Annotated in this window: 18 protein-coding genes and 2 pseudogenes; 9 read left to right on the top strand and 11 right to left on the bottom strand. The window is 68.7% G+C overall.

Going from position 1 to position 23998, the window contains the following annotated elements; all coding sequences use genetic code 11:
• The first annotated feature begins 154 nt into the window (after window positions 1-154).
• The 4 genes from ACY0PA_RS37975 to ACY0PA_RS37960 are packed head-to-tail and all read left to right on the top strand — an operon-like array spanning window position 155 to window position 4896.
• Window positions 155-1495 (top strand): ABC transporter substrate-binding protein, encoded by a 1341-nt coding sequence (locus ACY0PA_RS37975; RefSeq protein WP_473081922.1) that lies wholly within the window; start codon window positions 155-157, stop codon window positions 1493-1495.
• Between the two features lie 10 nt (window positions 1496-1505).
• Window positions 1506-2390 (top strand): carbohydrate ABC transporter permease, encoded by an 885-nt coding sequence (locus ACY0PA_RS37970; protein ID WP_473081921.1) that lies wholly within the window; start codon window positions 1506-1508, stop codon window positions 2388-2390.
• 5 nt (window positions 2391-2395) lie between these two features.
• Entirely contained in the window at window positions 2396-3301 is a 906-nt protein-coding gene (locus ACY0PA_RS37965) for a carbohydrate ABC transporter permease (RefSeq protein WP_473086555.1), read from the top strand.
• Entirely contained in the window at window positions 3298-4896 is a 1599-nt protein-coding gene (locus ACY0PA_RS37960; RefSeq protein WP_473081920.1) for a glycoside hydrolase family 43 protein, read from the top strand. The genes ACY0PA_RS37965 and ACY0PA_RS37960 overlap by 4 nt, the downstream gene beginning before the upstream one ends.
• A 115-nt stretch (window positions 4897-5011) precedes the next feature.
• On the opposite strand, the gene ACY0PA_RS37955 is transcribed toward ACY0PA_RS37960, so the two are convergent.
• The 11 genes and pseudogenes from ACY0PA_RS37955 to ACY0PA_RS37905 all read right to left on the bottom strand — a co-directional run.
• Window positions 5012-5308, bottom strand: coding sequence for a hypothetical protein (locus tag ACY0PA_RS37955; RefSeq protein WP_473081919.1), 297 nt, complete (start codon window positions 5306-5308; stop codon window positions 5012-5014).
• 49 nt (window positions 5309-5357) lie between these two features.
• The gene (locus ACY0PA_RS37950; protein WP_473086554.1) at window positions 5358-5969 is read right to left on the bottom strand and encodes a hypothetical protein; all 612 of its coding nucleotides are present in this window, start codon (window positions 5967-5969) and stop codon (window positions 5358-5360) included.
• A gap of 40 nt (window positions 5970-6009) precedes the next feature.
• The gene (locus ACY0PA_RS37945; protein WP_473081918.1) at window positions 6010-6156 is read right to left on the bottom strand and encodes a hypothetical protein; all 147 of its coding nucleotides are present in this window, start codon (window positions 6154-6156) and stop codon (window positions 6010-6012) included.
• A 424-nt stretch (window positions 6157-6580) separates the two neighbouring features.
• Window positions 6581-6772, bottom strand: a complete 192-nt coding sequence (locus ACY0PA_RS37940) for a hypothetical protein (RefSeq protein WP_473081917.1) — start codon at window positions 6770-6772, stop codon at window positions 6581-6583.
• 192 nt (window positions 6773-6964) lie between these two features.
• Complete coding sequence (locus ACY0PA_RS37935; RefSeq protein ID WP_473081916.1) at window positions 6965-7759, bottom strand: alpha-L-arabinofuranosidase C-terminal domain-containing protein; 795 nt, start codon at window positions 7757-7759, stop codon at window positions 6965-6967.
• Window positions 7760-7866: 107 nt separating this feature from the next.
• Window positions 7867-9393, bottom strand: a complete 1527-nt coding sequence (locus ACY0PA_RS37930) for a glycosyl hydrolase family 28 protein (protein ID WP_473086553.1) — start codon at window positions 9391-9393, stop codon at window positions 7867-7869.
• 201 nt (window positions 9394-9594) lie between these two features.
• Window positions 9595-12633, bottom strand: a complete 3039-nt coding sequence (locus ACY0PA_RS37925) for a glycoside hydrolase family 2 TIM barrel-domain containing protein (RefSeq protein WP_473081915.1) — start codon at window positions 12631-12633, stop codon at window positions 9595-9597.
• Window positions 12634-12700: 67 nt separating this feature from the next.
• Window positions 12701-13642: a glycosyl hydrolase gene (locus ACY0PA_RS37920; RefSeq protein ID WP_473081914.1), complete on the bottom strand. Its 942-nt coding sequence runs from the start codon at window positions 13640-13642 to the stop codon at window positions 12701-12703.
• Window positions 13643-13703: 61 nt separating this feature from the next.
• Complete coding sequence (locus ACY0PA_RS37915; protein WP_473081913.1) at window positions 13704-14705, bottom strand: LacI family DNA-binding transcriptional regulator; 1002 nt, start codon at window positions 14703-14705, stop codon at window positions 13704-13706.
• Window positions 14706-14814: 109 nt separating this feature from the next.
• Window positions 14815-15360 (bottom strand): annotated as a pseudogene (locus ACY0PA_RS37910) (alginate lyase family protein); the annotation flags it as partial.
• 1 nt (window position 15361) lies between these two features.
• A pseudogene (locus ACY0PA_RS37905) lies at window positions 15362-15589 on the bottom strand (endo-polygalacturonase); the annotation flags it as partial.
• Between the two features lie 650 nt (window positions 15590-16239).
• Here ACY0PA_RS37905 and ACY0PA_RS37900 point away from each other — a divergent pair.
• From ACY0PA_RS37900 to ACY0PA_RS37880, 5 genes are all read left to right on the top strand, one after another.
• Window positions 16240-17595: an extracellular solute-binding protein gene (locus ACY0PA_RS37900; protein WP_473081912.1), complete on the top strand. Its 1356-nt coding sequence runs from the start codon at window positions 16240-16242 to the stop codon at window positions 17593-17595.
• Window positions 17592-18617 carry a carbohydrate ABC transporter permease gene (locus tag ACY0PA_RS37895; protein ID WP_473081911.1) on the top strand — a complete coding sequence of 342 codons (1026 nt, stop codon included), beginning with the start codon at window positions 17592-17594 and terminating at the stop codon, window positions 18615-18617. The genes ACY0PA_RS37900 and ACY0PA_RS37895 overlap by 4 nt, the downstream gene beginning before the upstream one ends.
• Window positions 18617-19438 (top strand): carbohydrate ABC transporter permease, encoded by an 822-nt coding sequence (locus ACY0PA_RS37890; protein ID WP_473081910.1) that lies wholly within the window; start codon window positions 18617-18619, stop codon window positions 19436-19438. The genes ACY0PA_RS37895 and ACY0PA_RS37890 overlap by 1 nt, the downstream gene beginning before the upstream one ends.
• 31 nt (window positions 19439-19469) lie before the next feature.
• Window positions 19470-21452, top strand: a complete 1983-nt coding sequence (locus tag ACY0PA_RS37885) for a glycoside hydrolase family 31 protein (protein ID WP_473081909.1) — start codon at window positions 19470-19472, stop codon at window positions 21450-21452.
• Window positions 21453-21561: 109 nt separating this feature from the next.
• A complete protein-coding gene (locus ACY0PA_RS37880) occupies window positions 21562-23994 on the top strand; it encodes a glycosyl hydrolase family 95 catalytic domain-containing protein (RefSeq protein ID WP_473081908.1) in 2433 nt (810 codons plus the stop codon).
• Window positions 23995-23998: the final 4 nt, after the last annotated feature.

Here is a 23998-nt window from a genome sequence, read left to right as displayed (position 1 = left end):
CGTCCACGACAACCGCTTTCTACGTCCAGTGCGACTCACGACACGCACAGGCTCATGAGCCCCCCGTACGAGCGGCACGCCGGCCGGCCGCAATGCTCCGCCGACGACCGCCGACTCCGGCTCCCCTTCCGACTCCCCGAAGGATCACGGTCAGATGAACTCCACAAGCTCCCGGAGAAGGACCGCCCGCGCCGCGGCCGCGGCCCTCGCCCTGACGGGTCTGCTCACCGCCTGCGGCGGCTCCGGCTCCTCGGACACCAAGGCGTCCGGGTCCTCGGGGCCGGTCACTCTGCCCTTCTGGGGCTGGGCCAACGGTCACGCGGCCGTGGTGAAGGCGTTCAACGCCTCCCACAAGGACATCAAGCTCAAGTACACCAAGGTCACCGACCAGTTGACGATGCAGAAGCAGCTCTCCAACGCCCTCAAGGCGAAGAGCGCGCCCTGCCTGGTGCAGAACACCGCCGAGTACGTGACCTCGCTGGTCTCGCAGGACGCGCTCGCCGACATCAGCCAGTACGTCGGCTCCGCGAAGGACAAGTTCAACGCGGGAGCCTGGGCGAGCGGCCAGGTGCAGGGCAAGACGTACGGGGTGCCCACCAGCTCGGCCCCGAACTTCACCGTGTACCGCACCGACATCTTCGCCAAGTACGGCCTGAAGGCCCCCGCCACCTGGGACGACTTCATAGCCGCCGGGGAGAAGCTGAAGGAGCACGGCATCTACGTCACCAACTACGCCGGTGAGGATCCGAGCACCCTCGAAGTGCTCGCCATGCAGGCGGGCGCCCACTGGTACGCCATCGACGGCGACTCCTGGAAGGTCGACTTCCAGGACACGGGCAGCCTCAAGGCCGCCAAGGTCATCCAGGAGATCATCGACAAGGGGCTCGCCTCGAAGCTGTCCTTCGCCGACTACGCGGCCGTGCAGCAGAACTACGACAAGGGCGGCACGGCCACCCGCCAGATCTCCACCTGGCAGATGGCGGGCATGGTGCAGAACTTCACCAAGTCCAACGGGAAGTGGGCCACTTCTCCGTGGCCGACGTTCGCCGGCGATGCGGCGAAGACGCCGGCCGGGACGAATCAGAGCGGTGGCGTCACGCTGGTGACGAAGGAGTGCGCGCACCAGGAGCAGGCGGCCGAGGCGGCCCTGTGGATGTCCACGAACACCGGCGCGGTCGAGACGATGGCGAGCCCGGAGACGGGCAGTGGCCTGATGCCCGCCCTGGCCGACAGCGACGCCTACGTCGGCAAGTCGATCTCCGAGAAGCTGCTCGGCAAGAACTACGAGCCCGCCAAGAAGGTCGTGACGGACAGCCTCGGCACGGTCACGACGGACTGGACCTTCGGCCCGAACTGGACGGCCATGTACACCGAGCTGGCAACCGGTTGGGCGAAGGTCATGAACAAGGAGCAGAAGGTCACCGACCTGCTCGCCCACATGCAGGAGTGGACGGTCAAGGACCTCAAGTCCCGCGGCATCAACGTGAAGGGCTGAGGCTGCCGCGATGATCCGCTCCCAGCGTTGGAAGGGCGCCGCGTTCACGGTGCCCTTCCAGCTCGGTTTCCTCTTCCTGTTCGTGGTGCCGATCGCCTACGCCGTCTACCAGTCCCTCTTCCACGAGCAGCAGTCCGGCCTCGGTCTCGGCGGCGCGACGAAGGAGTTCGTCGGCCTTGAGAACTATCAACACGGCCTGACCGACGGCGCGTTCATGGGCTCCGTACTGCGGGTGTTCCTGTTCGCATGCGTGCAGATCCCCGTCATGCTCTGCATCAGCCTGGTCCTCGCGCTGCTCCTGGACGCGGCCACGGCCCGCGCCGCGAACCGGTTCCGCATCCTGCTCCTGGTCCCGTACATGATCCCGGGCGTGGTCGCGGCCATCGTCTGGATCAATCTCTACAGCCCGCAGGTCGGCCCGCTCACCTCGGTCGGTGACGTCTTCGGCCTGGCCTGGGACTTCTTCGCGCCGTCCATGGTCTGGCCGTCCATCGGCAACCTGCTGACCTGGCACGGCATCGGCTACAACATGGTGATCCTCTACTCCGCGCTCCAGGCGGTGCCCCGCGAACTCTTCGAGGCCGCACGCCTCGACGGCGCTTCCGAGGTGCGGATCGCCCGCAGCATCAAGGTCCCTTACGTGCGCGGCGCACTGGTCCTGACCGGGCTGCTCTCGATCATCCAGATGCTGCAGCTCTTCAACGAACCGGCCCTGTTCCGCAACGTCACCCCGCAGACGGTCGACGACGCCTTCACTCCGATCATGATCATCTACAACCAGGCGTTCAACGCGAACAACTACCACTACGCGGCAGCCCTCTCGGTGCTGCTTGCCCTCATCCTCGGCATCGCCTCCTTCCTCTTCTACCGGTTCACGTCCAAGGAGGCCGACTGATGGTGATGACTCAACGCAAGCCCAAGGCGGCACAGCGTCCGGTCCGCCGGCTCTCCCGCCCCGACCCGGGGGCTCGCGGCCGCGGCGCCCAGCGCTTCGTGCTGCTCGGCCTGATCCTCGCCTGCGCCTACAGCCTGTTCCCCGTGTGGTGGCTGATCGTCGCCGCGACGAAGGACCGGGTGGGCCTCTACCAGAGCAACGGCCTGTGGTTCTCAGGAATGCACCTGTGGGACAACCTGCACCAGCTGTTCACGTACGAGGACGGCATCTTCCTGCGGTGGACGGCGAACTCCTTCCTGTACGCGGGGGCCGGATCGCTCGGCGGCACGCTGATAGCGCTGGCCACCGGCTACGGCCTGGCCCGATTCGACTTCCCCGGCCGACAGGCGGTGTTCGCGTGCGTCGTGGGCTCGTTTCTGATCCCGATCGCCCTGCTGACGCTGCCGCTGTATCTGCTGTTCTCGGAGATCGGGATGGTGGACACGCCCTGGGCGATGCTGGTCCCCTGCCTGATCAACCCGTTCAGCGTGTATCTCGCGAAGGTCTACACCGAGGCGACGATCCCGTACGAGCTCCTGGAGGCGGCCCGGATCGACGGGGCCGGGGAGCTGCGGATCTTCATCAGCATCGTGCTGCGGATGATGACGACGGGCGGCGCCACCGTCTTCCTGCTGGCCTTCGTGAACACCTGGAACGCGTTCTTCCTGCCGCTGACGGTGCTGCGTGGCGAGGAGAACTGGACGCTGAACCTGGGCCTGTACAACTGGACAGGCAAGCGTCTGGAGTCCGGGATCGACCTGACCAGCCTCGTGCTGACGGGGGCGCTCCTGTCCATCGTGCCGATGGCCGTGATGATGACCTCAATGCGTCGCTACTGGCGGTCCGGCGTCACCCTGGGGGCCCTCAAGTGACCTGGGCGCACAACCCGGTTGTCCGTGGCTTCGCCCCGGACCCGTCGCTGGTGCGGGCGGGCGACTGGTACTACCTGGCCACCAGTTCGTTCGAGTGGTTCCCCACGATCCCGATCCACCGTTCCCGTGATCTGGCGCACTGGGAGTACGCGGGCCATGTGCGGGGCGCGGTGCCGGGCGGGACACTGGCCGGCGTCCCCGACTCGGGTGGCGTCTGGGCGCCGTCGCTGAGCTGGGACGGCGAGCGGTTCTGGATGGTCTACTCGGTGGTCCGCTCGGTCGGCACGCCCTACTTCGACCTCGACACGTACGTCACGACGGCGACCGAAGTGGACGGCATGTGGGATGCGCCGCGCCGTGTCGCCGGCCATGGCTTCGACCCGGCGCTCTTCCATCACGAGGGCCGGCTGTGGCTGCTCAACCTGCAGACCGACCACCGGCCCGGGGGGCGCCGGTTCTCGGGGATCGTGCTCACCGAGCTCGACCGGGACAGCCTCGCCCCGCTCGGCCGGACGCACCTGCTGCTCCAGCACGAGGACCTCGTCGAGGGACCGAAGCTGCTGTGGCGGGACGGCTGGTTCGTCCTCGTGCTCGCGCAGGGCGGCACGGGGTTCGAGCACGGGGTCCTCGTGGCGCGCAGCCGCGACATCACGGGACCGTACGAGCTGGACAGCCGCCCCTTGTTGACAGCGCGCGACGACCCGTCCCTGCCACTGCAGAAGGCCGGGCACGCGGAACTGGTGGAGGCGCCGGGCGGTGCGTGGTTCCTCAGCCATCTGGCCTCCCGCCCCGTGCCGACGCCCGACGGACCGCGCTGCACCCTCGGCCGGGAGACCGCGGTCCAGGCCGTCGTCTGGGACGCCGAGGGGTGGCCCCGACTCAGACACGGAGGGCATCATCCCGCCATCGCGGTCGAGGTGCCGGATGTCCCTTCCCTTCCTCAACAGCTTGTCGATGAAGGTCCGTTGGGGTGGCCGTGGAGCACCTTGCGCGAGCCCGCCGACCCTTCGTGGGCCGACACCACGAGCCGTCCCGGCTGGATCAGGCTGCGCGGGCGCCACGGCCCCGAGTCACGGTGGGCGCGCAGTCTGCTGGCCCAGCGGATCACCGAGCACCGGGCGCGGGCCGAGGTGACCGTCGACGCCGCGCCGCGCACGTTCACCCAGTCGGCCGGGCTCGTCCTCTGGTACGACACGGTGTCGTACCTCGCCCTCGACGTGACCTGGGCCGAGCCCGAGGGTGAGTCGCAGCGCGGCCAGCAGTGGCAGGGCGCAGGGCGCCGCGTACTGAGCCTCGTGGAGCGCACCGACACCGGGGCCCGCCAGGTCGCCCTCGTCCCCGTCGGCACGGACACGTCGCTCACCCTGGGCGTGGACGTCGACGGTGCGTGGGCACGGTTCTGGTGCCTGCCGGAGGGAACCGGCGGGGAGCACACGGCGGTCGGCCCCGCGCTGGAGTTCAGCCGCCTGTCCGACGACTACGGCGGGCGGCTCAGGTTCACCGGGGCGTTCGCCGGCATCCACGCCCAGGACCTGGTCGACGCTGCCTTCACCGCCGACTTCACGGGGTTCCGACTTACGTGCACGCCCGTGTGACAACCCTGAGGCCGCCGGCCGCTCCTCCCCCGCATTCTTCTTCGCGATCCTGCAGGAGGGCCGCCGGTCTCCCGCTCTGAGCCGCCGACGAGATCGCCGACACCGGTTCGGCGGGTCATCCCTGATCACTTTCGGCGCGGGTGCGCACGGCGCTTTCCGTGCGGGTGCGCAGAACGGTGAAGGAACAGGGCGGGAGGTCGCAGAGCGGGCCGGTCACGCGGTCCACGACCGAGGCGGCCGGGGCGGGTGCGAAGCGGCTCGTGGCGTGCGGGTGGGTCGCGAGCGTGGTCCTCCTGAACTGCGTGTCACCGTCCGTGCCGGCCAGGTGCAGCCGTGCGGTGACGGTGCTGGAGGTGGCGTTCGAGATCTTGATGATCACGTCGCCGGGCGCGCTGTCGCGGACTGCCGACACGGCGAGCACCTCCGGCGCCTGCCGCACGTCCTCGATGTCGTGGAGCAGCTCACCGTCGCCTTCCGGGCCCGGACGGCGAAGACGTACGACGGCCCCTCCACCGCGTCCGCGAGCACAGCCTGCCGCCCGTACCGCTCTCCAGCTGCCGGATCAGGCCCTCGCCGTCGGGCTCCCAGACGCCCGACTCGGGGCGCCAGGCGGCGAATCCGAGGGCCGCCTCCGTACCGAAGGAACCCAGGCGGACGTCCGTGAACTCCGCACACGTGCCGACCGTGGTGCCGATGTGGACTCCGTGCCTGACAGCGGCCGCGGGCGACGGCGCCTCGGGGGCTCCGGTCACCGTGACGGGCAGTGCCGTGTCGCCGGAGTTGATCAAGTGCATGCGCTGGACGTGGTACTCGGCGACGGCACTGCGTCCGTCGTTCCCCCAGCTGCCGTACTCCCCGATGTAGAGGTGGGGACCCTTACAGTCCATGCCGTCGAACCGACGAGTGTTCTCCAGGAACCAGCGGGGGCTTTTGTAGGAGTGCTCGTCGACCACCGTGACCCGGCGCTCGCGGGCGAACGTCCATCCCTCCTCCCATTCCTCGCCGCTGGGAGAGGAGCCGACGGTACCCGCCACAGTGATCTCCGGGTGACGCTCCCTCAGGGCGTCGTGGATCCGGGCGAATCGGTAGCGGAAGGTGTCGGTGATGGCGTACTCATTGCCGACCCACCTCCTCCTCGGGGATGCCGACCTGCCCCGTCAGTTCCGTGTTCTGGCAGCAGACGCCCGCGGGGACGACGCGCAGCGGCTTGGCGCCGACGTCCTCGCAGAACTGGAAGTACTCGAAGTAACCAAGCCCCATGGACTGGTGGTAACCCCACAGGTTGGGCTGCTGCCGGCGGCCGGGCAGCGGACCCGATGGTGTCCGACCACCGGTACATGTTCGCCAGGCCGAGCCCGTGCGCCACACAACCGCCGGGAAAGCGAACGAACTTCGGCTTCAGACCGGCGATCGCCTCGGCCAGGTCGGCGCGCAGTCCGCCCGGCCGGCCCCGGAACGTCGACTGCGGGAAGAGCGAGACCAGGTCCAGTTGGACGGTGCCAACGTCGTTCGCGGTGACGGTGAACCGGGCGTCTGGGTCGGTGACGGCACAGGTCAGCACGCTCGCAAGGCGCTTCCAGGACCCGTTGACCGGCCCCAGCACCACCTGAGCGTGGACCCGTTCCTCGTCACGGCTCTCGATCCTCGCCACCAGCCGATCCGCTGTGCCGTCGGCGAGCCGGGCCTAGCGGCTGACGTCGTAGTGTGCGCCGGCCTGGACGGGGATGTCGTCGAAGCCCTCGTTGCGCAGCCCGGCACCGAGGCCGGCCGTGCCGGTGGCCCTGGTGTGCAGGACTACGTGCTGCGGGTTGGCAGGATGCAGCGGTGCCTCGGCCGACACGTCGACCGACCCGGCGGCGCCGTCCCGCTCCAGCACCTCCCACGCGGTCGGCGGGACCGTACGCGAAGGAGCGGTTCTGCAGCAGCTCGGCGTACACGCCACCGTCCGCCGCATGACTGAGGTCCTCGAAGAACACCCCGAAGAGATCGGGCGAGATGGCGGTGCCGGGCACCACGGTGTCGACGTCGGTCACGACCGCGTCGGATCTCCTGCTTGTCATGACGCTCCTCAGTGCGCGCGGGCCACGGGGGCCTGGACGGTGACGAACGAGTGGGGAGGCAGCGTCAGAACGAGCCCCTGACCGGTTGCCTTCACGCCGTCGAACGGGCGCGGAACCACCGCCTCGGGCGATTCCGGGGAATTGTGGACCTGGAGTCTGGCCGCGGTCAGCAGACGAGCGGTCGGCTCGCCAACCGCTCCCCCGCGCAGGTCGAGTGTCACCTCGACCGGTTCCTCGGCGTCCAGATTGGACACTGAGATCAGCACCGCGCCGTCCTTGATGCTGGCCGAGGCGGACAGCGTGTCGAGCTCGACGTCCCCCACCCGGCGCCGGGCATCCTCGGTGCGCAGGTGCACGGCGAGTGAGGTGGCGTCCTGGTGGCCCTTGTTCATCTCGAAGACGTGGTAGGTCGGGGTGAGGACCAGCGCGTCGCCGTCGGTGAGGAGCATGGCCTGCAGGACGTTGACGGTCTGCGCGATATTCGCCATGTACAGACGTGCCGCGTGCCTGTGGAAGATGTCGAAGTGGGTGCTCGCCACGAGCGCGTCGCGCAGCGTGTTCTGCTGGAACAGGAAGCCCGGATTGGTGCCCGCCTCCACGTCCCACCAGGTGCCCCACTCGTCCAGGACCAGGCCGACCCTGCGGCCCGGGTCGTAGATGTCCATGACGGTGGAGTGACCGGTGAGGATACGGTCGATCTGCTGTGCCGAGGCCATCGTGTGGTAGTAGTCGTCGGTGTCGAAGCCGGTGGCACTGCGGTGAAGGGCGGCTCCGCACCTCCCCGTACGGAGCCTTCGAGACACCTGTCGAGGAACTGGGGGACGCGGCCGACCCGCTCGGTGCCGGTGTCAAAGGTGTGTGGTCGGCCCCGGCGTCCCCTGAGGAAGACGCCGGGGCCGGGCGCCGGCGGTTACAGGGCCGCGGCCTCCTCGGTGGTGAGGAAGCGGAGGTTGTGAACGTGCTCGTTGGCGAACATGGGCACGCCGTCCGAGGCCAGGTACCAGGCCGGCTTGCCCCCGCTGTCGCGGATGACCCGCCCGTTGACGACGAGGTTCTCGAACGTGACGTCCTTGATGAGGTGGTCCCCGTCGAGGCCCAGGAGCAGCGACGTACCGGCGTGAGTGCCGGTGTACGTGAGGTCCTTGATGTAGACGTTCTCGATGCCGCGGCCGGGTGCGGTGTTCCACTTCGGCATGTAGGTGACCCGCATCTGGACGAGCTGGCCCCAGCGGATGTCCTCGACGCGGATGTTGTCGCACCTGACGTCGCGGATGAGGTTGCCGTCGCCGGGGTTGAGGGCGATGCAGCCCTGGGCGCTCACCTGCGGCTCGCGGTGGTCGAGGATGTCGATGTTCTCGAAGCGCAGGTTCTCCAGCACCTCGGGGGCTTTGGGGTCGGGGTTGCCGTGGATGCCGACGTTGATCGGGTGGGCGACGTCGGCCCACAGGGTGCAGTTCTTGACGGTGATGTTGCGGGTGTCGCCGTACCAGTCGTTGCGGTGCGTGTAGAGGGCTATGCAGTCGTCGGAGTTCCGCATGAAGCAGCCGTCGATCGTGACGTTCTCGGAGCAGTAGATGTCGATGCCGTCGCCCCAGCCGTCGGCACTGAAGGAGCGCAGGTTGGTGATGGTCACGTTGTTGGACTCGGCGACGTTGGCCGAGTTGTACCGGGGGTTGAGGACCGTGATGCCGTCGATGTGGACGTTCTGGGAGTCGTGGACGGAGATCGCGCCGCCGGTGCGGGTGTAGATGACGCCGCGGCCGATCAGGCGGCCACTCTCCACCCCCTCGAAGATCACGTTCGCGGTGAGGACTGCGCCGGCGGCCAGATAGACGGTGGTGCCGTCGGGCACGGTCAGCTTGCCGTCGGGGCGGGTGTGGTAACCGGGCCCGAGGTAGATGACCTTCTTGTCTCCCTGCTGGGGCGGGTCCTGCTCGATGGGGTTGGCGAGCAGGTGCAGGCAGTCGAAGATCTTGTCGTCGAGCTGAACGACGAGGTTGCGGGGCCGGTCGAGGGTGAAGCGCAGGGTGCTGCCCAGCGCCTCGGGCGTGATGTGGTAGGAGTCCGGGCGGATGCGGACCTTTTCGAAGGCCCCCTTGGTGTAGGTGACCTCGACCTCGACGGTGCCGGAGAAGTCGAAGGCCGCCATCGATGAAAGCGGGGCCTCGTTGCGGGCGGTGACCGGGTTGATGAGCGCGAGCCTGACCCGGTAAACGTCCAGCGTCTGCCAGGTGCCGCCGGCCGGGCGGACCTTGACGGTGAAGGCGGTGTTGAGGGGGACGTTCGGGAGGGTCGGGTGGATCACGACGCTGTCGGCGGTGGTGTCCGACTCCGCCGCCGGTGTGGCGGCGCGGGCAACGCCAACGAGGCCGGTGGCGGAAGCGGCGACGGCACTGGCAGCCATCAGGGCGCTGCGCCGGGACAGGGACGAGTTCATCATGTCGGCTCCTATGAAACGGGTGGATGAAGCGGCCTCGGCGGTACGCACCGGGGCCGACGCGGAAGCTGGTCTTGCCGGAGTGGGGGATGGCGAACTAGTGGGGCAGCCCCCGTCGTACCGGTCGCTGTCGCTGTCGTCGCATGCCTGCGGCGTCGTGCCGTCGGGGGCACCGTGGATGGGCTGCCGCTTTTCCGTGGATCAGTTCCTTGCGGCTGACGCCCTTGTCCCTTCCGCTTCACCGGCGTGGAAGCGGACGGTGAGGGTCGCCGAGTGAGGGTGAAGACGGTGCTGCGGAAGGGTGTCCGGGCCGCAAGAGGCACTGCCGAGGCCGTGGTGGGCCACGTCGAGGGTGAGCCAGAGGGTGCCGTCCGGGACGAGGTCGGGGGTGTGCCGTGCCGCGTCGAGCGCCTCGGCCGTCCACGGGCGCAGGGACAGGTCGATGGCGGTGGGTGCGGAGAGGTCCAGGACCTGGCCGTCGGCCCAGCGGATCGCCGCCGTGCGCACGCCGCTGCGGTTGCCGTTCTCCTGCGGCCGCACGTAGGGCGTCTGCAACTGCTCCACCGTGGCGCGGAACCCGCCGAGACGGGCGGCTCGCCTGCTGTCGGGGTAGGACTCGCCCGGCCCGTACCCGTACCAGTCCAGGCTCGCCGGGCCTCCGGGCAGACCGAACCGAATGCCGAGCTTGGGGAGAGTGACCGGGCGCTGCGGCCCGCCCGCGTGGGCCGAATCCCCGAGGGGGCCGACCGGGGTGAGGCCCAGCTTGAGTTCGAGGGTCTCGGAGTCGTAGGCGGTCCAGGTCCAGCGCGCCTGTATGCCTCCGTTCTGGCCGGCGGCGCGGCTGACGGTGTCGACGATCAGCCGGTCGCCTTGGACGGCGCACTCGACGGTGCGGTGCACGAGCCGGTCAAGGCCCAACTCCCGCCACACCGGGGCCTGTCCGTGGATGTCGCGGTCGTTGTCCGTGGGGGCGCGCCACAGGTCGATCCGAGGGCTGGCCCTCAGTTCCAGGTCGCCGAGCCGGACGAGTTCGCCGCGGGTGCTGAAGGCCGCCTCGCCGAGGATCCAGCCTCCGTCGGTGTGTCGTTGTGCGCGGACGGGGGACGGTTCTTGGACCGGCTCCCCGCACGTCGGGAGGATCAGCTGGGTGAAGGCGATCTCGTGTCCGGCCGGGGCGGCGCCGTAGTCCTTCGCCAGGACGGCGCGCACGGTCAGGACCACCTCGCCGTCGGCCCATTCCGGCAGGGTGACGACGTCGTCGAGGACCACCTCGTGGATGGTGCGCGACGGAATCGGCGGCAGCTCCAGGGCGCCGCCTTCCCCCACCCGTTTCCCGTCGGCCTCCATGTGCCACTCGAAGGCGAGGTGAGAGGTGTCAAGGAAGTCGAAGTCGTTGCGGATGTGGAGCGTCAGCCCGTTCGCCGTCCGCTGCAGCCGCAGCCGGACGGGGGCGATGACCGCCTTGTACTCGACGAGGCCGGGCGAGGGCGTGCGATCGGGGAAAACCAGGCCGTCCGCGATGAAGTTGCCGTCGTGGACCACCTCACCGAAGTCGCCCCCGTAGGCGTAGAAGGGCCGGCTTGCGTTCGGGCCCTCGGTGGTCTTCTGCAGGATGCCGTGGTCGATCCACTCCCACACGAAGCCGCCGTGCAGCCGGGGGTAGCGGTCGAACAGCTCCTGGTAATCGGCGAGGCCGCCGGGGCCGTTGCCCATCGCGTGCGCGTATTCGCAGAGGATGAACGGCAGTTGGCGACGGTGCGCGTCGACCGCGGGGTCGTTCGTGCTCTGCTCGGCACCTATCCCGATCAGGCCGATTTCGTCGAGGGGCGCGTACATGAGGCTGTACACGTCTTGGTACGGGCTGTCGTAGTCGCCCTCGTAGTGCAGGAGGCGGTCCGGGTCACGGTGGCGGGTCCACTCGGCCATGGCGCGGATGTTGTCGCCCGCCCCGGCCTCGTTGCCCATCGACCACATGACGACGCTGGGGTGGTTCTTGTCGCGTTCGACCATCCGCTGAACCCGGTCCAGGTAGGCGTCGCGCCAGCGGACGTCGGCCGACGGGTTGTCCTTCCAGCCGAGCATGCCGAACCCGTGCGTCTCCAGGTCGCATTCGTCGATCACCCACAGGCCGTACTCGTCGCACAGGTCGAGGAACCGGGAGTCGGGCGGGTAGTGGCTGGTGCGGACCGCGTTGATGTTGTGCCGCTTCATCAGCAGCACGTCGGCACGCATCGTTTCCAGGTCGAGGGTGCGGCCGGTCTCCGGGTGCCATTCGTGCCGGTTGACGCCCCGGAAGTGGATGGGCGAGCCGTTGACGGTGATGCTGCCGTCGACGATCTCCACGGTGCGGAAGCCGAGGGAGAGGGTGATCGTCTCCCCCTCGGAGCGGAGCGTGCCCGCGTACAGCCGGGGCGTCTCGGCCGTCCAGGGTTCGACGCCGGCGATGCGGTGCTGCTCGCCGGCGGGCACGCCGGTGATGCCGAGTTCGGGGATGTCCACCACGGCGGGCACATCGCACTCGACGAGAAGCAGTCCCTCGCCGGTGCCGTGGTCGAAGTCCGCGTGCACGAAGTGGTCGCCGATCGCCCCCGGACGCCGCTCCGTCAGGTGGACGGAGCGGAAGATGCCGGACAGCCACCACATGTCCTGGTCCTCGAGGTAGCTCCCGGCCGACCACTGGTGAACCCGAACGGCCAGTACGTTGGCGCCCTCCCGAAGTGCCGGGGTGGCGTCGAACTCGGCGGGCAGCCGGCTGCCGGTCGCCCAGCCGAGTTCCGTGCCGTTCAGCCAGACCGTGAAGTGCGAGTCCACTCCCTCGAACCGCAGTACCCAGCGGGCACCGGGAGCGACGGAGTCGAGAGTGAACTCCCGGCGGTACTCCCCCGTGGGGTTGTCCTGCGGCGGGTGCGGCGGATCCACCGGGAACGGGTAGACCACGTTGGTGTAGGCGGGCAGTCCGAAGCGGGCCTCGCCCGCATCGAGGAGGTTTCCGTTCTCGTCACGCAGGCCTTCCATCTGCCACATTCCGGGAACGCGCAGATGGTCCCATGCCGAGGCGTCGAACTCGGGCTCCTGGAACCCTTCGGTCATCTCACTCACGGACGGGCTGAGCCGGAACCGCCACCGTCCGTCCAGATCGATCCTCCGGGCGTCACTGTGGGCGTTCGCTCTCGGCGCCAGACGCCCCTCGCCGGGGCTGAAGGAGGCAAGCCGTCGGCTCGTCGGGGTGTGCAGGTTCATGGAACGTCCTCCGTAGCGGGGCTCAATGGTCATCGGCCAACAGCCCATGCGAGTACGTGAATTGATGTCATCCGGGCATCGGGGCCAGAGCGAGCCTGAGGGGCTCGTCGCGGTCGCACCGCAGCCTGCCGTCGACCACCTGGGCGGCCGCCACCTGGAGCGAGGAGCGGCGGGTGGCCGGGGTGCCGTCGTCGTCGTTCGTGCCCGCCGGGCGGCCGGGATGGGTGAAGTAGAAGATGTACGCCGTCTCTGCCTGGACGACCACATCGGCATGGAGACCGATGTTGCCGTCGTCGGGCCGGCTGCCCGGCGAGTCCAGGATCAGCCCCTGGTGCTCCCAGGTGGTCAGGTCGTCCGAGCGCAGCACGCCCTGTCCGCGCCACTCGTCGACGAGCATCCAGTAGTGGCCGCCCAACTCGAAGACGTTGGGGCCCTCGTGCCCCCGGTGGTCGAGCACCACGCCGGTGGGCCGCCAACGGTAGAGGTCGGTACTGTCGGCGGCGCAGGTGATCGAACCCCGGGCGCCGTCCTTGAACCACATGCGCCAGCCACCACCGGGCAGTGGGTGGACACATGCGTCGATGACCTGGTCGGAGCCGAGGTCGAGTTCCCCGTGATACGTCCACTCCAGCATGTCGGGGCTGGTGTAGTGGCGGATGTGGGCGGCTCCGGTCCACGAGTCCGGTACGCCGCGGATGTAGCTGACGTACATGTGGTGCAGCCCGTCGTGCCAGATGATCTCCGGCGCCCAGAAGGTGTTTCTCCCCCACTCGGTCTCCAGGCCGGTGAGAGTGCCTCGGTAGGTCCAGCTGCGTCCGCCGTCCGCGGACGCGGCCACGCCCAGGTCCGTCCCGTGCGCCCAGGCGAAGCCAGGGCCTGGGGCCGTGGCACGGCGGTTGGTGTAGACGAGCCACCATTCGCCGCTCTGCCGGTGGTACACGGCGACGGGGTCGGCGGCCCCGTCATGTATCGGGTCTCGGAACAAGGGGGCCTGCGCTACGGCGTTCACCGGTGAATTCCTCTGTCTGTGGAGGGGTTTCGCAGAGCGGCGTCAGGTTTGCGGCCCGGGTTCAGCCGCCTGTCGACTCCCGGATCACCACGGAGAAGGTGCTGACGAACTCCTCGTGGTCCACCGCGGGCTCGGTCTCCTCGATGCGCCTGGTCAGCAGGTGGACCGCCCGTTCGGCCATCGCGTCGTGATCCGGATCGACGGTGGAGAGCGCGGGGACGAGGAACTCGCTTTCCTTGACGTTGTCGAACCCGATGACCTTGACCTGGTCCGGCACCCGTACCCCGGCACTTGCCAGGCCCCGCAGCGCGCCCATGGCCACGGAGTCGTTCACGCAGAACAGGCCGTCGAAGTCGAGCCCGCTCTCGACCATCTTCCGGGCCCGTTCGGCACCTTCGGACATGTCCGTCCGGTCCACCGTCTGTATCAGGGCCGGATCCACCGGGAGGCCGGCTTTCTCCAGCGCCTGACGGTAGCCCGTGAGGCGGAGAATGTTGGAGTCGACCTCGTCCACGCCTCCAGACAGGATCGCGATGCGTCGGCAACCCCGCTCGACCAGGTGGCGGGTGGCCGCCTCGGCGGCGTCGACATTGGGCATGACGACATGGTCCACGGGACCGCCGAAGACCCGCTCGCCCAGGAGGACCACCGGGTGATCCACCTTGAGGCGCTCGACATCGGCCGGCCCCAGTCCTGCGGCGCTGAGGATGAGCCCGTCGTAGAGACGGTTACGTGACAGCGACAGCGCGGCGAGTTCGTTCTCCCGCGATGCGCCGGTCTGCTCGATGCTCACCCTCAGGTTGTGGCGCTCGGCCGCGGTGATGATGGTGGCGGCGAGCCGGCCGTAGTAGGGGCTGTTCACCTGGGGAACGGCCAGACCGATCGTGCCGGTGCGGCCCTTGCTGAGATTGCGGGCGGCGACGTTGACCCGGTAGTCGAGGCGGGCCATCGCCTCGATGACCTTGTCCCGCGTCGCAGGACGCACGTTCGGATGGTCGTTGATGACGTTCGAGACCGTCATCGCCGAAACCCGGGCGGCCTTGGCGACATCCCGGACCGTCACCACGGTCGCCCCTGGCCCGCGGTCCCGGGGCGCGAGCCGGCACTACGTGGGACCCGGGCGTCCACCTCCACGACAGCCTCGACGGGGCGGCCGGATGCACTCACGCTCATCAACTTTCCTTGGTCCTTGCACATCGGCGACGGCTACTTCGATACATCAGCGTGCCGAAGCCGAGCTGGTCGTAACCGCCGCTGGCGGAACCGTAGTTGCCTCCGCCGCCCTCGGTGCCGACAAGGTCACACATGGCGGCGATGTACTTGTCGTCGAGGCCCTTGATCCCGTTGTAGTGATGGTGGAGCATCGCCCACACCGGCCGGATGCCCCCGCGGGCGCCGTCTGAGATCACGGTCTGCTCGTTGTGCGCACAGTTGGTGCCGCTGCCCCAGCTGTAGGTGGTGTACGGCACGTCCAGGCCGATGTTGTACTTGGCGACGTACTGCGCCGCCTTGAAGAACCGGTTGTCGTCGTAGCCGTACAGGTCGACGCCCTGGTTGAAGGCCATCTCGCAGAGGGCGCCCATCTGGCCCATCCCCATGACGCTGTGGCCCTGGTCGCGGCCTGACTCCTGCCACTGGCCGAGCGCGTAGCCGTCGTCGTCGGTGTGGAGGAACGGCACGGCATGGCCGACGGCGCCGTTGCCCGCGCCGCTCTGGAAGTTCGGCGATGACCACGCCGTTGACCACAAGGTTCTCGAAGGTGACGTTCTTGATGGCGTGGTCGGCGTCGTAGCCGAGGAACAGTGACGGGTTGGCGCGGGTGCCGGTGTAGGTGAGGTTCTTGACGTAGACGTCCTCGATCCGGACGTCCTCGACGCGGACGTTCTTGATGAGGTTGGAGTCGCCGGGGTTGAGGGTGATGGCGCCCTGGTAGTTCATCTGGGGCTCGGGGGCGGCGTCGTCCGCGCGGGCCGCCGCAGCCGTCAGGCTCGTCAGTCCAGCGGCGAGGGCGCCGGCTCCGGCGGCCTGCAGGGCTCTGCGACGGGTCAGGTTCGTGGTCACGTACGGCTCCTTGTCAGGTGAAGTGCGAGGGTGCGGGGGCCAGTTGACGCTGTTGCCACCAGAGCTGGACCCGGACGGGGCGCTGCCGCGGGCCGCGAGCAGGGGCGGCGCCATCTCCCGGTCACACCTGCCTCGTTCGAGATACCGAAACGAACAACAACCGGTTTCTTGTAGCGGTAAAGGACGCTGCCACTGCGCCGACAGAAGAGTCAAGAGGCGTGCAGCAGGTTCCTGTTGGCCACGGCAGTACCCGGGCGGATCCATGCTTTTGGGAGGTTCTCAGCTCTTGACGCCACTCGGAGACCGCACCTAGCGTTCGCCGAAGCTTTCCCCAACCGGTTTCTTTTGACAGGCGTCCCGGAGCGTGACGCCGTACAGACGAAGCATCGGCCCCTCACCACTTGGCACTCACCACCCGTGCGTACGGCAGCGCCTCCTTCTGCCTGCCCTGCTGCCCTTTCCCGCGCTTCCTCCCCGCGCGGCAGCACCGTCCTCGCACACCCCTGTCCACAACCCGCGCGAAAGGCTTCCTCCTCATGCCCGTTTCCTCCAGCAGCTCCCTCGACCGGCGCCGCTTCCTGACCGTCTCCGCCGGTGCCGCGCTCGGCGCGTCCGCGTTGTCCGCCTGTGCTGCTCCCGTCGACAACGGGAGTGGTTCCGGCGGGGGCGGCGGCAAGACGACGCTCACCGTCATGAGCAACGACAGTGAGCTGGGCAGTAAGGAGGTCATCGCGTACGCGGAGCAGACGCTCGGTGTGAAGATCAGCCTCATCGCCTATGACGCGACGAAGCTGAACGCCATGCTGGCCAGCAAGAACCCGCCGGCCCTGGTCCGTGGCTACGGTGCACTGGACACGCCGTACTTCGCCGCTCGCGGGCTGATGACCGATCTGGACCCCTACTTCGCCAAGAGCTCGGTGCTCAAGGTCTCCGACCTGGACCCGGTCAATGATCTGTGGCGTTTCGACGGCAAGAAGCAGGGGTCGGGTCCGCGCTACGGCTTCACGAAGGACTGGTCCCAGGACGCGATGTTCTGGTACCGCACCGACATGTTCGACGCGGCGAAGCTGGACTATCCCAGCGACAGCAAGCCGCTGTCGTACGACGAGTGGCTGGATCTGGGCAAGCGGCTGGTCAAGCGGCGGCTGGGCAAGGTGAAGGTCTACGGCATGAATGCCGGGGGCGGCAACATCCAGATGTTCCAGGCGATGACGGCCTCGGCGGGCGGCAACCTGTTCGCCGATGACCTGGCTTCCGTCGACTTCTCCTCGCCCGAGGCGCTGAAGGCGCTGAGCTGGTATCTGGAGTACGCCAAGGCCAACATCGGCCCGAGCCCGGTCAACCCGAACCCGGACGGCTGGGACTGGCCCACCTTCCAGGCCAACCGGATGGCGATGGCCAGCGACGGCTACTGGTTCGGCGGGTCCATCGGCGGCGACGCCAAGCTCGCCAAGGTCTCCCGTTTCGCGCCCGCGCCGCAGCTCGGCAGCCACCGCATCAGCCCCTGCTTCGGCGCGACCGGCTACTGGATCCCCAAGGAGGCCAAGAACAAGGACGTCGCCTGGAAGCTCTTCGAGTGGTACATGGGCGGCAAGCCGGCCAAGGACCGGGCCGGCGGCGGCTGGGGTATCCCGGCGCTGAAGTCGATGCGCTCGATGATGCCGCAGGCCACGCCCTACCAGAAGCAGGCTCATGAGGTGCAGCAGCAGGAGCTGCCGTACCTGCAGGTGATGTCGATGACCCCGTACGTGCAGTCGACCGCCCTGGACGCGGTGATCAACAAGTTGCTGCCGGGTGCGGTCAGGTCCGGCACCTCGGCCGGGAAGGTCGCGGACGCGCTGAACAAGCAGATGAACGCCGCGATCGCCCAGGGCAAGGAGCTGGTGGGGTGAGCAGCGGACAGCTCCTGAAGGACTCCGCCCGGGTCGTGCCGTCCCCGTCTTCGGGGGCGGCCGCCCGCCCGCGCCGCAAGCGGCTCTCCCTCAGGCAGCGCAGGATGGGCGCGTTCTACGCCTTCACCGGCCCCTGGGTGCTGGGCTTCATGGGACTGACGGCCTACCCGCTCGGCTACGCGCTGTGGCTGAGCTTCACCAACTCCGACGGCCTGTCCAACCGCAGCCGCTTCGTCGGCCTGGCCAACTACAAGGAGGTCTTTTCCGACCCGGACACGCTGGCCTCCCTGGGCCGTACCGCGCTGTTCACCGGAATCACCGTGCCGCTGTCGATCCTTGCGGGACTGATCCTGGCGGTGCTGGTCAACCAGCCCATCCGCGCGCGCGGCCTGTTCCGCACCCTGCTCTACCTGCCCGCAGTCGTCCCGCCGGTCGGCGCGGCACTCACCTTCAAGCTCATCTTCGACCGCGACTCGGGCGCGGCCAACGGCCTGCTGGACCTCCTCGGCATCAACGGGATCACCTGGCTGACCGATCCCTACGCCCGCTGGGTACTGATCGTGCTGACGATGTGGGGCGTCGGCAACGTCATGATCGTCTCGCTGGCCGGCCTTCAGGACATCCCCAAAGAACTCCTCGACGCGGCGCGGGTCGACGGCGCCAACTCCTTCCAGTCCTTCACCAAAATCACCCTGCCGCTGCTCAGCCCGGTGATCTTCTTCCAGGTCGTCACCGGAATCATCGCATCGCTGCAGAGCTTCGCTCCGCTGCTGATCGCCCTCAACCCCACCCCGGCAGGGGTGACTTCCGTCCCGCAGAGCAACTACTTCTACATGATCGACGTTTTCGCCCAGTTCTTCGCCAACGGACGCTACGGCTACGCCTCGGCGATGCTGTGGGTCCTCTTCCCGGTCATCGTCTTCGTCACCTTCCTGCTCTTCAAACTCAGCAAGGGCGCTGTCTTCTACTCCGTGGAGCCGGAATCGGCGAAGAACAAGCCCCGCACGATAGGAGACGCGTGATGGTCTTCGCCCGCCGCAGTGCGATCTACATGCTCCTGGTGGCGCTGCTCGCGCTCTTCCTCAGTCCCTTCGGCTGGCTGGCGGTCACCGCACTCAAGGACGCCTCCGAGCTGCGGGTTCTCCCCATCCACTGGTGGCCCCACGACCCGAGCGTGGCCAACTTCGCCGGGGCGCTGACCACGTTCGACTACCTCGGCTACGCCCGCAACTCCTTGACCGTCGCCACGATCTACGCCGTGCTGGTCACCCTCGCCTCGGCGTGGGCCGGATTCGGCTTCGCCCGGCTCAACGCCCCGGGCAAGCGAGCCATCTTCGGCGTCCTGATGTCGACGATGATGCTGCCGTCGATCATGACCCTGATCCCGACCTACCTGATGTTCTCCAAACTCCATCTGGTCAACACCTACATGCCGTGGGTGCTGTGGGGACTGTGCGGCGCACCGTATCTGATCTTCCTGTTCCGGCAGTTCTTCAGCAACATGCCCAAGGAACTTGAGGAGGCGGCGATCGTCGACGGCTGCGGCACCTTCCGGATCTTCCTGCGGATCTTCCTGCCGCAGTCGTGGCCGGTCATCGCCACCAGCGTGATCCTTTCCTTCAGCTGGACATGGGGCGACTACATCGGCCCCGCGCTGTTCCTGGACGACGCGCACACCACACTCGCGGTGAAGCTCGCCACGGGCTACGTCAACGGGCACGGCGAACCGATGCCCAACCTCGTGGCCTCGGGCGCCGTGATGTACGTCGTGCCCGTGCTGGTGCTGTTCCTGATCATGCAGCGCGGCTTCGTCTCCGGAATCGCCACCTCGGGACTGAAATGACAGTCGCCCTCGAGCGAACAGAGGAATTCCCTTGCCGTACAACATCCGTGCACGCGGCCTGGAACGTCACACCGCCGAAGAGATCCTCCGCATCGAGCCCTGGGGGCCACACGGGGTCCGGGTGCAGGCCTCCTCGGGGGCCATCGATCCCGCTGCCCCCGGTGCCCTGGAGAACTCGGCACCGCCCTCCCCCGACGCCGAGTTGTCCGTTACGGACGACGGCTCCGCCCGCCTGGTCAACGGCCGCCTCGCCATCGAGGCCGCGGCGGACGGCAGGTTGAGGTTCCTCGACGCAGCCTCGGGCCGTGAACTGCTCGCCGACAAGACCCCGTACCATCACCACGACGGTCCCCGTATCCACGCGGCGGGCGGCCGTACGGAACAGCACTTCGAGGGGTATGACGGTGAGCGGCTGCACGGCCTCGGGCAGCATCTGCACGGGCTCCTGGACCAGAAGGGCTGCGTGATCGACCTCGTCCAGGGCAACACCGTGGCGAGCATCCCCTTCCTGCACTCCTCGCGCGGCTACGGCCTGCTGTGGAACAACCCCGCCACCGGCCGTGTCGAACTGGGCACCGACACGACCCGGTGGGTCGCCGACGGCGGCGGGCGCGTCGACTACTGGGTCACCGCGGGCGACACCCCGGCCCAGATCATCGACGCGTACACCCTGGCCACCGGACGCCCACCCCTCCTCCCCGAGTGGGCGTCCGGTTTCTGGCAGTCGAAGCTGCGCTACCGCACCCAGGACGAACTCCTCTCGGTGGCACGGCAGTACAAGGAGCGCGGGCTGCCGCTGTCCGTCATCGTCTGCGACTTCTTCCACTGGCCGAACATGGGCGACTGGCGTTTCGAGGAGAGCGAGTGGCCCGACCCCGCCGCCATGGTCAAGGAGTTGACCGGACTCGGGGTGCGGCTCGCGGTCTCGGTGTGGCCGACCGTCGAGCCCGGCAGTGACACGTTCGACGAACTGCGCGTGTCCGGGTACCTCGTACAGGACGCGGACGGCGGCCTCCTCACCTTCCCGTGGCCGTCGCGCAGTGCCGAGGAGCCGATGCGCCCGATGGCGTACTACGACGCCACCCACCCCGGAGCACGCGCCGCGCTGTGGCAGCGGCTGCGCGACAACTACCATGCGCTGGGCGTGAGTTGCTTCTGGCTGGACGCCTGCGAGCCCGACCTGAGCCGGGAGGTCGCCGAGCGCGCCGTGTACGCGGCCGGTCCTGCCGCCGAGGCTGCGCACCTCTACCCTGTGCTGCACACCCGCACGGTCGCCGAGGGCCTGGCCGAGGCGGGCGACGACCGGCCGCTGTCGCTGGTCCGGTCCGCGTGGGCCGGCAGCCAGAAGTACGGGGCCGCGCTGTGGTCCGGCGACATCCCCACCACCTTCGACTCCCTGTCGCGCCAGATCAGGGCCGGGCTGAACGTCGCGATGAGCGGCATCCCCTGGTGGAACACGGACATCGGCGGCTTCGGCGGCGGTGACCCGGACGACCTCGTCTATCGCGAGGTGCTGATCCGGTGGTTCCAGTACGGCACCTTCAGCCCCGTCATGCGCCTGCACGGCGACCGTGAGCCCAACCACCCCACGTTCTCCGCGGACATGACCGGCGGGCCGAACGAGGTCTGGTCCTACGGCGAAGAGGCGTACGGCATCCTCCAGGAGCACCTGCAACTGCGCGAGCGGCTGCGCCCGTACCTGAGGCAGCTGTCCGAGGAGGCCCACCGCACCGGCGCCCCACCGATGCGCCCACTGTTCTTCGGCTTCCCTGACGACGAGCGCGCCTGGGACGTGGACGACCAGTTCCTGCTCGGTCCCGATGTGCTGGTGGCGCCCGTGTACGAGGCAGGTGCACGGACCCGCCGGGTGTACCTGCCGTCCGGAGCGCGCTGGTTCGACCCGGTCACCGGCAGCGTGGTGGAGGGCGGTAGGACGCTCGACGCGGACGCCCCGTTGGAGCGCATCCCCGTGTTCGTACGCGAAGGGGCAGCTGTCGCGGCGCAGTTGAGCTGACCGACCGGACCCTGGTGGCCTCCTCGGACTTCTCGGCACCGTGGAGGCCACCGTCACCTTGCGCCCTCGCCGAACCGCGACGCTCCTCCAAGCGAAAGGCAGGAAAGCCATGCACTCCGTATGCCGTTCCGGAGGCGACACGACCTGGCCCACGCCCGCCCAAGTCGCGCTCCCCGACCGCGGAATCCACGACACCGCTCCCGCCGAAGCGTGGACCGACGGCTTCCTCACCGGCAACGGCGAATACGGGGCCGTGGTGTACGGGGACCCGGCGCTGGAGAAGATCGTCTTCGACCACCACCGCCCCGTCCTGCCGAACGGCACCCGCGACGTCACCCCGCCGGTACTCGCCGACCGGCTGGAAGCGGTGCGGGACAAGGCGCTGGCCGGGGACTACGCCGGAGCGTGCCGGGACTTCGCCGCCGGGTGGGAGCTGCGCTGGACCCAGACCTACCACCCCGCGTACGAGCTGCGGATCGCCACCGCGGAGGACCCCGTCGCCGACGAGTACGTCCGGGTCACCGATTTCCGCACGGGCGAGGTCACCTCCGCCTGGACGGACGCACACGGCGCCTGGTCCCGGCGGGTCTTCGTCTCCCGCGCCGACCGGGTCGTCGTCCACGAACTGGTGCGGGCCCCGGGCCGAACCGTCGACGTCACCCTGGGCCTGCACACCGCGCTCGACGACACCGCGACCGACCACGGCGAGGGCGACACCCTGCACACCCGCATGACGTTCACCACCCTGGCCGACGTCGGTGAGGGCTCCGGGTGGCTGAACCTGCGCGCCACCTACCCCGAGGGACTGGGCGCCTACGGCTACGAGGGCGTCACCCGCGTCGTGCCCACCGGCGGGACGGTCGCCGTGAGCGGCTCGACCGTCGTCGTCACAGGGGCGGCCAGGCTCACACTCCTGACCCGACTGGACAGATACGAGACGCCCACCGCCTGGGACACCAGGCCCCTGCACGCAGGCCTTGCCACCCTGGAATCCGACTACGAGGTACTGCTCGCCCGGCACACGGAGATCCACTCGGAACTGTACGACCGCTCCCGCCTCGACCTGTACGTCCCCGAGGCCGACCGCCGTCTGTCGACCACCGAACTGATCGCCCGTCAGAACGCCGACCGCGACGTCATCGACCCTGCACTCCTTGAGCGCCTCTACGACTCCGGCCGCTACCTCTTCCTCAGCTCCAGCGGCATCCTGCCACCCCGCCTGACCGGCATCTGGACGGGCGCGTGGACCGCCGCCTGGGCCGCTGACTTCACCACCGACGCCAACGTCAACCTCCAGGTCGCGGGCGGCAACATCCTCGACCTCACCGAGGCTATGGAGGGCTACTTCGCCCTGATCCTCGGTCAACTGGACCACTGGCGCACCAACGCCAAGAACCTGTACGGCGCTCGCGGCTTCCTCGCCCCCTCCCGTACCGACGGCGAGTACGGCCACATGCTGCACTTCAACGGCGGCGACTTCCCCGGCCACTGCTGGACAGGCGGCGCCGACTGGCTGCTCCACCCGCTCCTGGAGTACTACGAGGTCACCGGCGACCAGGCGTTCCTGCGTGACAGGCTCGGCCCCGCGCTGATGGAACTGGCCCTGTTCTACGAGGACTTCCTCACCCGCAGGGATACGAACGGCAAAGCGGTCTTCGTGCCGTCCTTCTCCATGGAGAACGCCCCGGGCAGCACGGGCAAGCACCTGTCCGTCAACGCCACCGGCGACATCACGGCCGGCCGACACGCCCTCCAGGCCGCCATCGACGCTGCGGGCGCCCTTGGCGTCGAACAGGGCTGCGGCGAGGGCGTCGAACGCTGGACCGCGCTGCTCGACAGCATCCCCGACCACCGGATCAACGAGCACGGCGCGCTCGCCGAGTGGTCCTGGCCCGGCCTGACCGACCACTACGAACACCGCCACATCCAGCACCTGTACGCCGTCTGGCCCCTGCACGAGATCAACCCGGAGGAGCGACCCGACCTCGTGCCCCCGGCGCTCAAAGCACTGGAGCTGCGCGGAGACCAGAACCTCTCCGCACACGGCAGCCTCCACCGCGCCCTGGCGGCCGCCCGGCTCAAGGACGGCGCCCAGGTGTACGACAACCTCCGGAAGATCACCGGCAATGACATGCTCTTCCGGTCGCTGATGACCTCCCACAACCCCGGCCGGGACATATACAACGCCGACGCGGCGAACGCCCTGCCCGCCGTCCTGGCCGAGGCGCTGCTCTACACGAGGCCGGGCGTGCTGGAGATCCTTCCCGCACTCCCCGAGCAGTGGGACAAGGGCACGATCACCGGCATCCGGGGCCGTGGCGGAATCCGTGTGCACGGACTGGACTGGGATCTGTCCGACGGCACGACGACGGCGAGCGTCACCTCGGACCGGACCCAGGACGTCACTCTGATCAGCCGACGCGGCATCACGGCCGTCACCACCTCCGCACAGGTCCGTCCCTCCACGCTGGGCCCGCATGCCCGGAACATCTCCCTCACCGCCGGGCAACGCACCCGGATCACTATCTCCCTGCCGGCCTGACCCC

The sequence above is a fragment of the Streptomyces sp. DS1-CR2 genome (genome assembly GCF_055760475.1).
The sequence above is the reverse complement of the archived record's forward strand: the minus strand, read 5'-3'. Positions and strand labels throughout refer to the sequence as shown.